Genomic DNA, 13,866 nt, shown 5'->3' with positions numbered 1-13,866 from the left:
CCCGACACCCTCCACCAGACACCCATCGGCGTCTTCCGGAGCGTCCAGCGGCCCGTCTACGACACCCTCATGGCCGACCAGCTCGACGCGGCCGTCGACCAGCGCGGCAAGGGCGACCTGGCGACCCTGCTGGCCGGCTCCGACACCTGGACCGTGATCGGCTGACGCGCCCGGCCCGCGAACGCGAGCCCGGACCCCGCTACGGGGTCCGGGCTTCGTCGTACGCCGCCCGGGCCCGCTGCACCTCGCCGGTGCGGCGTTCCGTCCAGCGGGCCAGGGCCCACACCTGCTCGGCGGCCTCCCGGCCCAGCTCCGTCAGGGAGTAGTCCACGTGCGGCGGGATCACCGGGTGCGCGTGGCGCAGTACGAAGCCGTCGCGCTCCAGCGTCTGGAGGGTCTGGGCGAGCATCTTCTCGCTGACCCCGCCCACCTCCCGGCGCAGCTCGCTGAACCGGTACGAGCGCTCCACCAGGGCGGCGAGGACCAGTACGCCCCAGCGGCTGGTGACGTGCTCCAGGATCCCGCGCGACGGGCACATCGGGGCTTTCACGCTCACGGGCTTCACACTTACGTCCATACCAGTACCTTACTTTGAAGTGGGTACTTACGAATAGTTAGCGCTCTCCATACGCTGGTGTCATCACCACGAAGGACCCCGAAAACCCACGCACCAGGAGCGCATCATGAGCATCGTCGTCACCGGAGCCACCGGATCCCTCGGCCGCCTCGTCGTCGAGGAGCTGCTGCACCGGGTCCCGGCCACCGAGCTGGCCGTGGTCGTACGCAGCGCCGAGAAGGCCGCCGGCCTGGCCGCGCGCGGCATCGACGTACGGATCGCCGACTACGACGACCCGGCCGCCCTCGCCGGCGCCTTCCGGGCCGGCGACCGGGTCCTGCTGATCTCCGGCAGCGAGGTCGGGCGGCGGATCCCGCAGCACACCGCCGTGATCGGGGCCGCCGCGGCGGCCGGGGTCGCCCAGCTGGCCTACACCGGCATCCTCGGCGGGCCCGAGGCGGACTTCGAGCTGGCCGCCGAGCACAAGGCCACCGAGCAGGCGATCATCGACTCCGGACTCCCCCACACCTTCCTGCGCAACGGCTGGTACCACGAGAACTACACCGCCCAGCTCCCCGCCGTCCTGGAGCACGGCGCGGTCGTCGGCAGCGCCGGCGAGGGCCGGATCGCCTCGGCGGCGCGGGCCGACTACGCGGCGGCCGCCGCGGCGGTACTGACCGGCGAGGGCCACCTGGGCCGGGTCTACGAGCTGTCCGGGGACACCGCCTGGAGCCTGGCCGAGTACGCGGACGAGGTGGCGCGGCAGTCCGGCCGCGAGGTCTCGTACGCCGCCGTCCCGGCCGACGCGCACCTGACGGTGCTGACCGGCGCCGGGGTGCCCGAGCCCTTCGCGGCGATCCTCGTCGACGTGGACGCGGCGATCTCGCGCGGCCGGCTGGCGGGGACCAGCGGCGACCTGTCGCGCCTGATCGGGCGGCCGACGACGCCGGTGGCCGAGGCCATCGCCACCGCCCTGGCCTGATCCGGCCGTCGGCCCGGGCACTTCCGCCCCCACGATGTCATGAGTATCTCCCCAGAACGGGCATGACAGCGGCGCCGTACGGCGATACCGTCGTGAGGTTGTGAGATTGGCCGGAAGTCGCACTGGAGGGCCCGTGAAGGCAGAGAACGAGCAGCGCACGGGTTTGCTCTACGGATTCGGCGCATACGGGATGTGGGGGCTCGTCCCCCTCTTCTGGCCCCTGCTCAAGCCCTCCGGGGCGATCGAGATCCTCGCCCACCGCATGGTCTGGTCGCTGGCCGTGGTCGGCATCGCGCTCCTCGCGCTGCGCCGCTGGGGCTGGATCGCCGAGATCGCCCGGCAGCCGCGCAAGCTCGGGCTGACAGCCCTGGCGGCGGCCGTGATCAGCGTGAACTGGGGCCTCTACATCTGGGCGGTCAACAACGGCCAGGTCGTCGAGGCCAGCCTCGGCTACTTCATCAACCCGCTGGTCACCATCGCCATCGGCGTCCTGGTGCTGGGCGAGCGGCTGCGCCGGGCCCAGTGGGCGGCGGTCGGGATCGGCTTCGCCGCCGTGCTGGTGCTGTCCGTCGGCTACGGGCGGCTGCCGTGGATCTCCCTCACGCTGGCCTTCTCCTTCGCCGCCTACGGGCTGATCAAGAAGAAGCTCGACATGGGCGGGCTGGAGTCGCTGGCCGCCGAGACGGCCCTGCAGTTCCTGCCCGCACTGGTCTACCTGGTGTGGCTGGGGGTCCAGGGGCGGTCCACCTTCGCCGCAGAAGGGCTCGGGCACTCGGCGCTGCTGGCCGCGACCGGGCTGGTCACCGCGATCCCGCTGGTCTGCTTCGGGGCGGCCGCGATCCGGGTGCCGCTGTCCACGCTGGGGCTGCTCCAGTACCTGGCGCCGGTGTTCCAGTTCGCGCTCGGGGTCGTCTACTTCCACGAGGCGATGCCGCCGGAGCGATGGGCCGGCTTCTCACTCGTCTGGGCCGCGCTGGTGCTGCTGACCTGGGACGCGCTGCGGACGGCCCGGCGTTCGCGGGCCCTGCTCGCCGAAGCGTCCGCCACGGCGGCGGCCGAGGCCGTGTCCGCGTCCGCATCGGGGGCCGGCCCCGGAGGGGCTCCGGCCGCGCCGGGTACGGATCCGGCGCCGAGCCGCGAACCGGCGTAACCGCATACCGATACACCACACGATCCCCGGTACGGAACATCCGTACCGGGGATCGTCCGTTTTCCGAACTACCCTGACCGGATTGTGGTCTTGACGGATAGTCATACTCTCGCTGAACATCAGGCTCGCACTGACGCACCAACGCTCACCTGCACGATTCCCGCACGTTCCGTCTCATCCCCAACGGATCATCCCAACGGAATCCCGGAGCCCCCACATGAGCCTGTCCGTCTCCCGGCGCCTTGCCGCCGCGTCCGCGATCGCGGTCGCGGGGCTGCTGGCCGCCACCTCTCCCGCCGCGCTCGCGGCGCCCACGGCCGTCACCGCCGCGCCGACTCCGCCCGACATCCCGCTGGCCAACGTCAAGGCGCACCTGTCGCAGCTCCAGACCATCGCCACCAACAACGGCGGCAACCGCGCCCACGGCCGGGCCGGCTACAAGGCCTCGATCGACTACGTGAAGGCCAAGCTGGACGCCGCGGGCTTCACCACCAGCCTGCAGACCTTCACCTCCAGCGGCGCGACCGGCTACAACCTGATAGCCGACTGGCCGGGCGGCGACCCGAACTCGGTCCTGATGTCCGGCTCCCACCTGGACTCGGTGACCTCGGGCCCCGGCATCAACGACAACGGCTCCGGCTCGGCGGCCGTCCTGGAGGCCGCGCTCGCGGTGTCCCGCGCGAACCTCCAGCCGACGAAGCACCTGCGCTTCGGCTGGTGGGGCGCGGAGGAGCTGGGCCTGGTCGGCTCGAAGTACTACGTCAACAGCCTGCCGGCGGCGGAGAAGGCGAAGATCTCCGGCTACCTGAACTTCGACATGATCGGCTCGCCGAACCCGGGCTACTTCGTCTACGACGACGACCCGACGATCGAGCAGACCTTCAAGAACTACTACGCGGGCCTCGGCATCCCCACCGAGATCGAGACCGAGGGCGACGGCCGCTCCGACCACGCGCCGTTCAAGAACGCCGGGATCCCGGTCGGCGGCCTGTTCTCCGGCGCCGACTACACCAAGACGGCCGCCCAGGCCCAGAAGTGGGGCGGCACCTCCGGCCAGGCCTTCGACCGCTGCTACCACTCGTCCTGCGACACCACGGCGAACATCAACGACACCGCCCTGGACCGCAACGCCGACGCCATCGCCTACGCGATCTGGAACCTCGGGGCGGCCACCCCGGTCCCGCCGGGCCCGTCCTTCGAGAACACGACGGACGTGAACATCCCGGACTCCCCCGCCGCCGCGGTGACCTCGCCGATCACGGTCTCGGGCGTCACGGGCAACGCGCCGGCCACCACCAAGGTCGACGTGAACATCGTCCACACCTACCGCGGCGACCTGGTCATCGACCTGATCGCCCCGGACGGGACGGCGTACCGGCTGAAGAACTCCAGCTCGGACTCCGCCGACAACCTGGTCACCAGCTACACGGTGAACGCCTCCAGCGAGGTCGCCAACGGCGTCTGGAAGCTCCAGGTCAAGGACGTGGCCGCGCAGGACGTGGGCTACATCAACAGCTGGAAGATCACTTTCTGACCGCGAACCGGCAGACTGGTCTAGACCTCTAGGGCTCCGGCGTGATCTGATCGGATCATGCCGGAGCTGATCGCCGCCCTGTTCACCCTGCTCGCGCAGGCCGCCGCCGCCCTCAACCCCGCACTCCTGGTGCGCAGAAGGCGGCGGCTCCGGCGGCTCGCGGACCACGCGCGGGGGGTCGCCGTAGGGGTGCCCTGCGATCTGCGGGACCGCGGGCTCACCGCCGGCCGGTGGTGCGAGGGCCTGCTGGAGCTGCCGCCGGGCGGCGCGGCCGGGCCCGTCCGATGGCGGGCGAAGGGCGCCCCGGACGCCCGGCGGGCGGAGTTCCCGCCCCTGGAGCCGGTGTCCGCCGACGAGCTCAGCGTCGCCTTCCGCTCCGAGGACGGCGCCACCGAGCTGCGGCTGCACCCCGACGAGGCCCCGATGGTGCTACGCCTCCTCCGCGCCGGGGCGTAGCGAGGCGGACAGGGGCTCCTGGATGCGGGCGCGCAGCTCCTGGGCGACCGCGGCCAGGTCCGCGCGGCCCAGCTTCGCGGCCTCCACCAGGTCGCCGAGCTCCTCGGGCGAGGGCAGCTGCTTCGCGCCGGCCACCCGCAGGTACGAGCGGGTCGCGGCGGCCGCGTAGAACTCGTTCATCGGGGATTCCAGCGCGGGGCAGACGGCGAGCGTGTGCAGGAAGGCCGCGGCACGCCAGGCGGTGTCGGGGGCGGGCTGCTCGGGGACCATGACCAGGTCGTTCTGGTGCCGGGCGACGGCGGCGGCCACCCCGGAGGGGTCCCATACGGCGGGATCCGACGGCAGATGGTGGGCCAGCGCGGTCCAGGCCCACTCCATGGTGATCTTCAATTGCCGAACCGCTCCTGGAAGTAGCCCCAGTGGTCGGCGAACTCCTCTATACCGGTGAGGAACGTCTTGCGGTCCTCGTCGAGTTCGCGTTCCGTGACCTCGGTGATGAGCGCGGTGACCGTCGTCCCCAACGCCGCCGCGCGCGCCTTGAGGCGTTCATGGAACTCTTCGTCCAGGCGGATGGTGACGTGTCTCGACATGTCCATCACGGTACAGCGGCTGCGCTGTACACAGGAGGGGAACGGCACAAGGGTGGCCCGGGACACAGGTCCCGGGCCACCCTCGCGTCGCCTCGCGGTGCTTCGGCTACGTGGCGGCTACTTGGCGGAGTCGGCCGTCTTGACCAGCTGGTCCTTGGTGACCGCGCCGACGTAGACCTTGCCGTCGTCCGTGATCAGCGCGTTGACCAGCCGGGTGGAGAAGACCCGGCCCTCGCCGAACTTCCCGGTGACCTTGTCCCCGAGGGAGTTCAGGAACTGCTTGGCTTCCTTGGGCGCGTTCTTGTCGTTCTCCAGGTCCTTGAGGGACTTGCCTGCCTGGCCGGCGCCGCTGTCGATCCGCGCCACCGTGGACCAGCCCTCGCCGAGGACCTTCACGTCGCCCTTGCCGCCCGCCCCGCCGGCCAGGTCACCGAGGCCGGGGAAGGACTCCAGCGCCTTGAGCGGCTTGTCGTCCTTCCGCCCCTTGCCGTGCTCGGTGCCCTCGGTCACCTTGGCGCCCTTCGGCGGGGTGAAGGCGAAGGCGTCGGCGGCCGGCTTGGCGAAGTCCACCTGGGTGAAGCCCGCGTCGACGATCGGCTTGCCGCCCTGGCTGGACAGCAGCTGGATGCGCAGCGGCACGCCGTTCTTGGCGTCGACCGCGATCTGCACGGAGCCGACGGTGGAGCCGCTCTGCTTGGGCTTGAGGACCAGCTGGTAGGCGTCGCGCCCGGCGACCTGCGCGGTGTCGCCCACGCTGATGTCGGTGGTGGGGCCGGCGGCCTTGAGGACCTCCTGCGCCAGCTCCTGCGGCGAGGCCGGGAGGCGCTCGGCGGTCTTCTTGTGGTCCTGGCCGGCGCCCTGGGCGTCCTTGTCGTGGAAGACCTCGTTGGACTTGGAGTCGTAGCCCCAGACGTCCTGGCCGTTGTGGACGAGGGTGTACTCGTCCTTGCCGTCGAGGAAGGTCAGCTTCTGGCGGTCGGGGCCGTCGGCCGCGACGCGGAAGGTGTGCGTCCCGTTCGCCAGCTGCGCGATCTTGTCCTCCGGGTTGGCCGAGCCTCCCGCGACCCCGCCGCCGCCCAGCAGCCCGGAGGCGATCTTCGGCAGGCCGAGGTCGGTGGTGATCTTGGCGGTGCCGGAGAGCTGCTGCGCGTCGGAGGCCGCGACCTTCTCGATCAGCTGCTGCGCCGTCACCTTGGGCAGGTCCGGGCCTCCGGCGTTGGCGAAGGCCGGGACCATCGCGGCGGTTGCCGCCGCGACACCCGCCACGGCTACCGGTACGGCGTACCGGGCGGCCTTGCGCGTGGTCTTCGTGTTCGCTGCCATCTGAATGCCCTGCCCTCTGTGTCTTCGGCGGCGGGGCCCCCGTGGCGCCGCGCTCACCCGATCCGGTGGGGTTCGATGACTCCATCTGACCAAATCGGGGAGGCGGGGGCGTCAGTCCCCGGAATCAACTCCGCGTACGACCGTGGGATGACACGGGAAGGGCCCCTCGCCCCCGACCCGTAGGGGTCGCGGAGGCGGAGGGGCCCGTTCCACAAGCAGTACCGCAGGGGTCAGCCCGCGCGGTGGACCACCGCGTCGCACAGCTCTTCCAGCGCCGACTTCGCGAAGCACTCCGGCAGCGGGGCGAGCGTGGCGCGCGCGTCCTCCGCGTACTGGACGGTGTCGCGGCGGGCCTGCTCCAGCGCGGGGTGCACCCGCAGCCGGGCGAGCACCTCGGCGTGCCGGGCGTCGTCCGTGAGGTCGCCGTCCAGCAGGGCGACGAGCTCCAGGTCCTCGGGGCGCCGGTCCCGCTCGGCCATCTCGCGCAGCCGCAGCACGGGCAGGGTCGGGATGCCCTCGCGCAGGTCGGTGCCCGGGGTCTTGCCGGACTCGTGCGAGTCGGAGGCGATGTCGAGGACGTCGTCGGCGAGCTGGAAGGCGGTGCCGAGGCGCTCGCCGTACTGGGTCAGGATGTCGACGACGGACTCGTCGGCGCCGGACATCAGCGCGCCGAAGCGGCCGGAGACGGCGATCAGCGAGCCGGTCTTGCCGGCGATGACGTCCAGGTAGTGCGCGACCGGGTCGCGGCCGTCGCGCGGACCGGCCGTCTCCAGGATCTGGCCCGTCACGAGCCGCTCGAAAGCCTCGGCCTGGATGCGCACGGCCTCCGGCCCGAGGTCCGCGAGGATGTGCGACGCACGGGCGAACAGGAAGTCACCCGTCAGGACCGCCACGGAGTTGCCCCAGCGGGTGTTGGCGCTCTCCACCCCGCGGCGTACGTCCGCCTCGTCCATGACGTCGTCGTGGTAGAGCGTCGCCAGGTGGGTGAGCTCCACGACCACCGCGGACGGCACGATGCCGGGCGCGTAGGGGTCGCCGAAGCGGGAGGCCAGCATCACCAGCAGCGGCCTGAACCGCTTGCCTCCGGCGCGCACCAGATGCTGCGCGGCCTCGGTGATGAAGGGGACTTCGCTCTTGGTGGCCTCCAGCAGACCCGCCTCGACGGCGGCCAGTCCGGCCTGGACATCGGTCTCAAGAGCCTGGTCCCGCACGCTCAGTCCGAACGGCCCGACGACGGTCACGAGGGGTACTCCTGTCTGCTGACGATCACGCTGACGATCACATGGATTGTCGATGTGTCGCTGCCATCACTCAAGCCAGCGTATCCGGTCTGTTTTCGATCACCGAGAGCGCCTGTCCGGTTGCCGCACACGCGCGGTCCGATCCACCCCGGTATGTTCGTTGGAAGCCGAAACAACCGGAGAATACGTTTTGTCCAGAACTACCGCCGATACGGACGAGCCCGCGGACCCCGGGGCGGACCAGCCGCCGCCCTCGGACGGCCACGCCTTCCTCGGGCACCCCAGGGGCCTGGCCACGCTCTCCGGGCTGGAGGTCTGGGAGCGGTTCTCCTTCCTGGGCATGCAGGCCATCCTCGTCCTCTACTTCGCGGACACGGTGGCGCACGGCGGCCTCGGGATGGACCCGGCCACCGCCGCCTCCGTCTCGGCGGCCTACGGGACCATGGTCTACCTCGTCTCCGTGGCCGGAGGCTGGCTCGCCGACCGGATCCTCGGCTCCTACCGCGCCGTCCTGGCCGGCGGCATCCTGATCGCCTGCGGCCACTACGCCATGGCCGTGCCCACCGCCGCCATGACCTGGACCGGCCTCGGCCTGATCAGCGCGGGCACCGGCCTGCTCAAGCCCAACGTGGCCAGCATGGTCGGCAAGCTGTACCGGACGGACGACGAGCGGCGCGACGCCGGCTTCGCCCTCTACTACACGGGCATCAACATCGGCGCCTTCGCCGGACCGCTGGTCACCGGCTGGCTCGGCGAACACCAGGGCTGGCACTGGGGCTTCTCCGCCGCCGCCGTCGGCATGACCGCGGGCCTGGTCCAGTACGTCCTCGGACGCCGCCACCTCGCCGGACGCAAGCACTCCGCCGAGTACGCCCTGGCCCCCGACGCGATGCGCACCGCCGTCCGGCGGATCGCCGGAGGGTGCGTCGCCTTCGCCGCACTCGCCACCCTCCTGGCGGGTATCGGCTGGTTGACGATGGGCCGTTTCGTCGACCTGCTGACCCTCGTCTCGGTGATCGCCCCGGTCGTCTACTTCGCGCTCATGTTCCGCAGCCCACGGGTGACCCCCGAAGAGCGCGGACGCCTTCGCCCGTACGTGGTGCTCTTCCTCGCCTCCGTCGCCTTCAACTTCATCCTCTTCCAGGCCTACTCGACGATGATGCTGCTGGCCTCGACGAACGCCCGGACCGAGATCCTCGGCTTCCGCTTCCCCGCCGGCTGGTACGCCTCGGCGCTCGGCGCCTTCGAGGTGGCGCTCGCCCCGGTGGTGGCGGCGCTGTGGGTGCGGATGGGCCGCCGCCAGCCGCACGCCTCCAACAAGATCGCCATCGGCGTCGTCCTGGGCGGGCTGTCCTTCCTGCTGATGGTCTGGCCGACCTCCGGCCACGACGGGGACTCCCACCGGATGGCCGCCTGGTGGATCGTCGGCTCCTACCTGCTGCTCGGCCTGGGAGACGTGCTCCTGGAGACCTCCGGGATGTCCGCCACCACGAAGCTCGCCCCCAGCGCGTACGCGAGCCAGACGATGGCCCTGTGGTTCCTGTCCCTGGCCCTCGCCAACGGCATCCAGGCCCAGGTGGTCAAGCTGTACGGCCAGGTCTCCAACCCCGTGTACTTCGGCGTCAACGGCGCCGTCGCGGTCGCCGCCGGCCTGACCGTGGTCGCCGCGGCGCCCTGGCTGCGCCGCACGATGCATCCCGTCCACTGAGGGGCCGGTGAAGGAACCCGATGATCATCCGTACCGACTTCCCGTACGCCACCGCCCACGAGGATGTCCGGATCCCGATGCCGGACGGGGTCGAGCTGTACGCCCGCGTCTGGCGCCCGGTGACGGACGAGCCCGTGCCGGCCCTGCTGGAGTACCTCCCGTACCGGCTGACCGACTGGACCGCGCCCCGCGACCGCCAGCGCCACCCCTGGTACGCCGGGCACGGCTACGCCTCCGTACGGGTGGACGTCCGCGGACACGGGTGCAGCGGGGGCCGGCCCGGCGACGAGTACGACGCGCGGGAACTGGCCGACGGGGTCGCGGTGGTGGAGTGGCTGGCGGCGCAGCCGTGGTGCACGGGGGCGGTGGGGATGTTCGGCATCTCCTGGGGCGGCTTCAACAGCCTCCAGATCGCCGCCCTCGCGCCCGAGGCGCTGAAGGCCGTCGTCACCGTCTGCTCGACGGACGACCGCTACGACAACGACGTCCACTACATGGGCGGGTCGGTGCTCGCCGTGGACATGCACGCCTGGGCCGCCACCATGCTGGCCTTCGCCTCCCGCCCGCCGGACCCGCGCTACGCCGGCGAGGGCTGGCGGGAGCAGTGGCTGGACCGGCTGGAGGGCGTGGAACCGCTGATCCACACCTGGCTCTCGCACCAGACCCGCGACGCCTACTGGCGCCACGGCAGCGTCTGCGAGGACTACGCGGCGATCGGCGCGGCGGTGCTCGCGGTGGGCGGCTGGCACGACCCCTACCGGGACACGGTGCTGCGGCTGGTCTCCCGCCTGCCCGCCTCCCGCGTGCGCGGCCTGATCGGGCCCTGGTCGCACCAGTACCCCGACCGGGGGCTGCCACCGGGGCCGGCGATCGGCTTCCTCCAGGAAACCCTGCGCTGGTGGGACCACTGGCTGAAGGGCGCCGACAACGGGGTGATGGACGAGCCCCTGCTGCGCGCGTGGATCAGCGGGTCGCACCCGCCCGCCACCGTGTACGAGGAACTGCCGGGCCGCTGGGTCGGCGAGAAGGCGTGGCCGTCTCCCTCGGTCGTGCCCGTCTCGTACGGGCTCCAGGGCGCGCCGGTGGCCGTGGCCTCGCCGCAGCACACCGGCCTGGACGCCGGGCGCTTCTTCCCCTTCGGCAACGCCGCCGACCTGCCGCCGGACCAGCGGGAGGAGGACGCGAAGTCGGCCTGCTTCGAGTTCCCGGTGGCCGACGGCGAGCCCGTGGAGATCCTGGGCCGGCCCTCGGTCACCCTGCGGCTGCGGATGGACGTCCCGTACGGGCAGGTCGTGGCCCGGCTCTGCGACGTCGCCCCCGACGGGGCGTCAACGCTGGTCACGCGGGGCGCCCTGAACCTGTCGGCGCGGCAGGGGCGGGAGCGGGCGGTGCCGTGGCGGGTGGGCTCGTACGAGGACGTCACCTTCGAGCTGAACGGCATCGGCCACTCCTTCCCGCCGGGGCACCGGATCCGGCTCGCGCTCTCCTCCGCGTACTGGCCGTGGATCTGGCCGCGGGCCGGCTCGGAGGCCGGCTGGACCCTGGACCCCGCGGGCAGCACCCTGGAACTCCCGATCCGCGGCTCGGCCTCCCCCCTCGACGCGGGGATCGCCTTCGAGCCGCCGGAGCAGGCGGAGCCGCTGGGGGTGGCGCACCCGGAGACGCTGGACGCGCCGCGCCCGGAGCGGGTCGTCGTACGTGACGTCGCGCGCGGGGTGTGGCGGCTGGAGGTGGACCCCCGGTACGGGGGGACCCGGGTCTACCCGGACGGGCTGGAGTACGAGGAGGACGCGGCGGAGGTCTACGAGATCCAGCAGGCGGACCCCCTCTCCGCCCGCACCCTCTCCGAGTGGCGGATCCGGCTGCACCGGCCGGAGGAGGGCTGGGACGCGCGGGTGGAGACCCGGTCGGAGATCTCGTGCGACGAGGGCGGCTTCCTGACGGAGAACGAGGTCGTGTGCCGCGAGGGCGACGAGGTCCTCTTCCACCGCACCTGGCGGCGCCGCCTCCCCCGCGCGGCGGGCTGAGCGCCCTTTCGACGCACCGCTCGCACGGCTCGGCGCCGCGTCAAGGGGCGTACAGCCGCTCCAGGACGACCGCGATGCCGTCCGCCTCGTTCGACAGGGTGACCTCGTCCGCGACGGCGATCAGTTCCCGGTGGGCGTTGGCCATCGCCACCCCGTGCGCGGCCCACTCGAACATCGGGACGTCGTTCGGCATGTCGCCGAAGGCGATCGTCGACTCCGCCGCGACCTCCAGCACCGACGCCGCCCGTGCGAGCCCCGTCGCCTTGTCGACGCCCGGCGGCTGGAGTTCCACCGTGTGCTCCCCCGCCATGGTGACGTTCACCAGGTCGCCGACCACCGACCGCGCCACCCGCGTCAGTTCGTCGTCGTCCAGCCGCGGATGCTGGAGCAGCACCTTGTTGATCGGCGACGACCACAGCTCGCCGCGCCCGCGGACCCGCACCATCGGGAGGTGCGGGTGCGGCATCCGGTAGCCAGGGCCCACCAGCATCTCCGCGTCCAGCCCCTCCTGGTTGACGGCCACGTACACCTCGCCGATCTCCGCCTCGATCTTCCCGAGTGCCACCTCGGCCAGACCCCGGTCCATCGCGACGGAGTGCAGCAGGATTCCGCGCGCCGCGTCGTACACCTGCGCGCCCTGTCCGCACACCGCGAGCCCCGAGTAACCAAGGTCGTCCAGGACGTGCCGGATCTGTGGGACCGGGCGCCCGGTGACGACGATGTGCCGGGCGCCGGCCGCGCGCGCCGTCGCGAGCGCCGCGCACGAGCGGGCGGAAACGGTGTCACCGGCGCGCAGCAGAGTCCCGTCCAGGTCGGTGGCGATCAAGGCATAGGGGAGGGCGGAAGTCACCCCGCCAAGGATACGGACCCCTTTGGACAAGTCCTACAAATAGCGCCCGAATCCGGCCTCCCACAGACCCCACAGGCCACGTAACGTGTCAGCCAGCCCCCGGGACACCCCCGGCCCCCCTCGAAAGCGAGGCAGCACCCCATGCCCCAGCAGAGCCCCCTCGATGTCCCCGAGGGCGACCCGTTCGGGCCGCACAACCTCCCCTACGGCGTCTTCTCCACCCCGGCGGAGCCGGAGCGCCGCCGGGTCGGCGTGCGCATCGGCGGGTACGTGCTCGACGCGGGGGCCGTGGCCGTCGCGCTCGGGTCCCCGTACGCCGGGCTGCTCGCCCAGGGTTCGCTCAACCCGCTGCTGGCAGCCGGCCGCACCGCCTGGCGCGACGTGCGCCGCGCGCTGACCGCCTGGGTCACCGACCCCGGTCACCGCGGGACGGTCGAGCCGCACCTCCTGCCGCTCGACGACGTCATCCTGCACCTGCCGTACCAGGTCGCCGACTACGTCGACTTCTACGCGAGCGAGCACCACGCCACCAATGTCGGACGGATCTTCCGCCCGGACGGGGACGCGCTCACCCCCAACTGGAAGCACCTGCCGATCGGTTACCACGGCCGGTCGGGGACGATCGTGGTCTCGGGCACGGACGTAGTGCGGCCCTCGGGGCAGCGCAAGGCGCCCACCGACCCCGCGCCGGTCTTCGGGCCGTCCGTGAAGCTCGACATCGAGGCCGAGGTCGGCTTCGTCGTCGGCACCCCCTCGCAGATGGGCCGTCCGGTCGCGCTCGGCGACTTCGAGGACCACGTCTTCGGGCTGTTCCTCCTCAACGACTGGTCCGCGCGCGACATCCAGGCCTGGGAGTACGTGCCGCTCGGCCCCTTCCTCGGCAAGTCGTTCGCGACCTCCGTCTCCGCCTGGGTGACCCCCCTGGAGGCCCTGGACGCGGCCCGCGTCGCCCCGCCGGCCCGGGACTTCCCGCTGCTGCCCTACCTGGACGACTCCGACGTCGACCGCCCCGGCGGCTTCGACCTGCGCATCACGGTCTCCATCAACGGGCAGGAGGTGGCCCGGCCGCCGTTCGCCTCGATGTACTGGACCGCCGCCCAGCAGCTGGCCCACATGACCGTCAACGGCGCCTCGCTGCGCACCGGCGACGTGTACGGCTCCGGCACGGTCAGCGGCCCGGAGGTCGACGAGCGCGGTTCCCTGCTGGAGCTCACCTGGAACGGCCGTGACGCCGTCGAGCTCGCCGACGGCAAGCGCACCTTCCTGGAGGACGGCGACACCGTCACCCTCACCGCGTGGGCCCCCGGCGCCGACGGCACCCGCGTCGGCCTCGGCGAGGTCACCGGCCGCATCACCGCCGCCCCGCAGGCCTGAGGACGGGACGGGGTAGGGGCGGCGGGTCTCCCGCCGCCCCTACTCCGCCCGCGCCGCCCGGGTGGCGGGGGTCCG

General features: G+C 72.1%; 13 protein-coding genes and 1 pseudogene. 8 read left to right on the top strand and 6 right to left on the bottom strand.

Annotated features, from left to right (window positions below; translation table 11 throughout):
• Window positions 1-165 (top strand): annotated as a pseudogene (locus ACZ7IF_RS20135) (2-oxoacid:ferredoxin oxidoreductase subunit beta); the annotation flags it as partial.
• A gap of 34 nt (window positions 166-199) precedes the next feature.
• Here ACZ7IF_RS20135 and ACZ7IF_RS20130 read toward each other — a convergent pair.
• Window positions 200-577, bottom strand: a complete 378-nt coding sequence (locus ACZ7IF_RS20130; protein ID WP_470972924.1) for a winged helix-turn-helix transcriptional regulator — start codon at window positions 575-577, stop codon at window positions 200-202.
• 106 nt (window positions 578-683) lie between these two features.
• Here ACZ7IF_RS20130 and ACZ7IF_RS20125 point away from each other — a divergent pair, with 106 nt between their 5' ends.
• The 4 genes from ACZ7IF_RS20125 (at window position 684) to ACZ7IF_RS20110 (ending at window position 4,678) form a co-directional block, all read left to right on the top strand.
• Complete coding sequence (locus ACZ7IF_RS20125) at window positions 684-1,538, top strand: NAD(P)H-binding protein (RefSeq protein WP_470972922.1); 855 nt, start codon at window positions 684-686, stop codon at window positions 1,536-1,538.
• Window positions 1,539-1,671: 133 nt separating this feature from the next.
• Window positions 1,672-2,688, top strand: a complete 1,017-nt coding sequence (rarD, locus tag ACZ7IF_RS20120; protein ID WP_470972920.1) for an EamA family transporter RarD — start codon at window positions 1,672-1,674, stop codon at window positions 2,686-2,688.
• Between the two features lie 217 nt (window positions 2,689-2,905).
• Complete coding sequence (locus ACZ7IF_RS20115) at window positions 2,906-4,222, top strand: M28 family metallopeptidase (protein WP_470972918.1); 1,317 nt, start codon at window positions 2,906-2,908, stop codon at window positions 4,220-4,222.
• A gap of 57 nt (window positions 4,223-4,279) precedes the next feature.
• Entirely contained in the window at window positions 4,280-4,678 is a 399-nt protein-coding gene (locus ACZ7IF_RS20110; protein ID WP_470972916.1) for a hypothetical protein, read from the top strand.
• Here ACZ7IF_RS20110 and ACZ7IF_RS20105 read toward each other — a convergent pair.
• From ACZ7IF_RS20105 to ACZ7IF_RS20090, 4 genes are all read right to left on the bottom strand, one after another.
• Entirely contained in the window at window positions 4,652-5,068 is a 417-nt protein-coding gene (locus tag ACZ7IF_RS20105) for a hypothetical protein (protein WP_470972914.1), read from the bottom strand. The genes ACZ7IF_RS20110 and ACZ7IF_RS20105 overlap by 27 nt on opposite strands.
• Entirely contained in the window at window positions 5,065-5,268 is a 204-nt protein-coding gene (locus ACZ7IF_RS20100; protein WP_361608417.1) for a hypothetical protein, read from the bottom strand. The genes ACZ7IF_RS20105 and ACZ7IF_RS20100 overlap by 4 nt, the downstream gene beginning before the upstream one ends.
• Window positions 5,269-5,385: 117 nt before the next feature.
• Window positions 5,386-6,591 carry a LolA family protein gene (locus ACZ7IF_RS20095; protein ID WP_470972912.1) on the bottom strand — a complete coding sequence of 402 codons (1,206 nt, stop codon included), beginning with the start codon at window positions 6,589-6,591 and terminating at the stop codon, window positions 5,386-5,388.
• Between the two features lie 230 nt (window positions 6,592-6,821).
• On the bottom strand, window positions 6,822-7,832 hold the full coding sequence (locus ACZ7IF_RS20090; protein WP_007265838.1) for a polyprenyl synthetase family protein: 1,011 nt from the start codon (window positions 7,830-7,832) through the stop codon (window positions 6,822-6,824).
• Window positions 7,833-8,022: 190 nt separating this feature from the next.
• Between ACZ7IF_RS20090 and ACZ7IF_RS20085 the strand changes: the two genes are divergently transcribed.
• On the top strand, window positions 8,023-9,540 hold the full coding sequence (locus ACZ7IF_RS20085) for a peptide MFS transporter (RefSeq protein ID WP_470972910.1): 1,518 nt from the start codon (window positions 8,023-8,025) through the stop codon (window positions 9,538-9,540).
• Between the two features lie 20 nt (window positions 9,541-9,560).
• The gene (locus tag ACZ7IF_RS20080; RefSeq protein WP_470972908.1) at window positions 9,561-11,567 is read left to right on the top strand and encodes a CocE/NonD family hydrolase; all 2,007 of its coding nucleotides are present in this window, start codon (window positions 9,561-9,563) and stop codon (window positions 11,565-11,567) included.
• Window positions 11,568-11,607: 40 nt separating this feature from the next.
• Here ACZ7IF_RS20080 and ACZ7IF_RS20075 read toward each other — a convergent pair whose 3' ends face one another.
• Window positions 11,608-12,417 carry a Cof-type HAD-IIB family hydrolase gene (locus ACZ7IF_RS20075; RefSeq protein WP_470972906.1) on the bottom strand — a complete coding sequence of 270 codons (810 nt, stop codon included), beginning with the start codon at window positions 12,415-12,417 and terminating at the stop codon, window positions 11,608-11,610.
• Between the two features lie 141 nt (window positions 12,418-12,558).
• Between ACZ7IF_RS20075 and fahA the strand changes: the two genes are divergently transcribed.
• Entirely contained in the window at window positions 12,559-13,791 is a 1,233-nt protein-coding gene (gene fahA, locus ACZ7IF_RS20070) for a fumarylacetoacetase (protein WP_470972904.1), read from the top strand.
• The last annotated feature ends 75 nt before the right edge of the window (window positions 13,792-13,866 follow it).

Source organism: Streptomyces sp. NPDC037421, from assembly GCF_055602105.1.
Note: the sequence above shows the minus strand (reverse complement) of the source record. Positions and strands in the feature narration are given on the sequence as shown.

Coding starts and splice junctions, on each gene's coding strand:
- ACZ7IF_RS20130 (WP_470972924.1), bottom strand. CDS start 577: ATGGACGTAAGTGTGAAGCCCGTGAGCGTGAAAGCCCCGATGTGCCCG.
- ACZ7IF_RS20125 (WP_470972922.1), top strand. CDS start 684: ATGAGCATCGTCGTCACCGGAGCCACCGGATCCCTCGGCCGCCTCGTC.
- ACZ7IF_RS20115 (WP_470972918.1), top strand. CDS start 2,906: ATGAGCCTGTCCGTCTCCCGGCGCCTTGCCGCCGCGTCCGCGATCGCG.
- ACZ7IF_RS20110 (WP_470972916.1), top strand. CDS start 4,280: ATGCCGGAGCTGATCGCCGCCCTGTTCACCCTGCTCGCGCAGGCCGCC.
- ACZ7IF_RS20100 (WP_361608417.1), bottom strand. CDS start 5,268: ATGTCGAGACACGTCACCATCCGCCTGGACGAAGAGTTCCATGAACGC.
- ACZ7IF_RS20095 (WP_470972912.1), bottom strand. CDS start 6,591: ATGGCAGCGAACACGAAGACCACGCGCAAGGCCGCCCGGTACGCCGTA.
- ACZ7IF_RS20080 (WP_470972908.1), top strand. CDS start 9,561: ATGATCATCCGTACCGACTTCCCGTACGCCACCGCCCACGAGGATGTC.
- fahA (WP_470972904.1), top strand. CDS start 12,559: ATGCCCCAGCAGAGCCCCCTCGATGTCCCCGAGGGCGACCCGTTCGGG.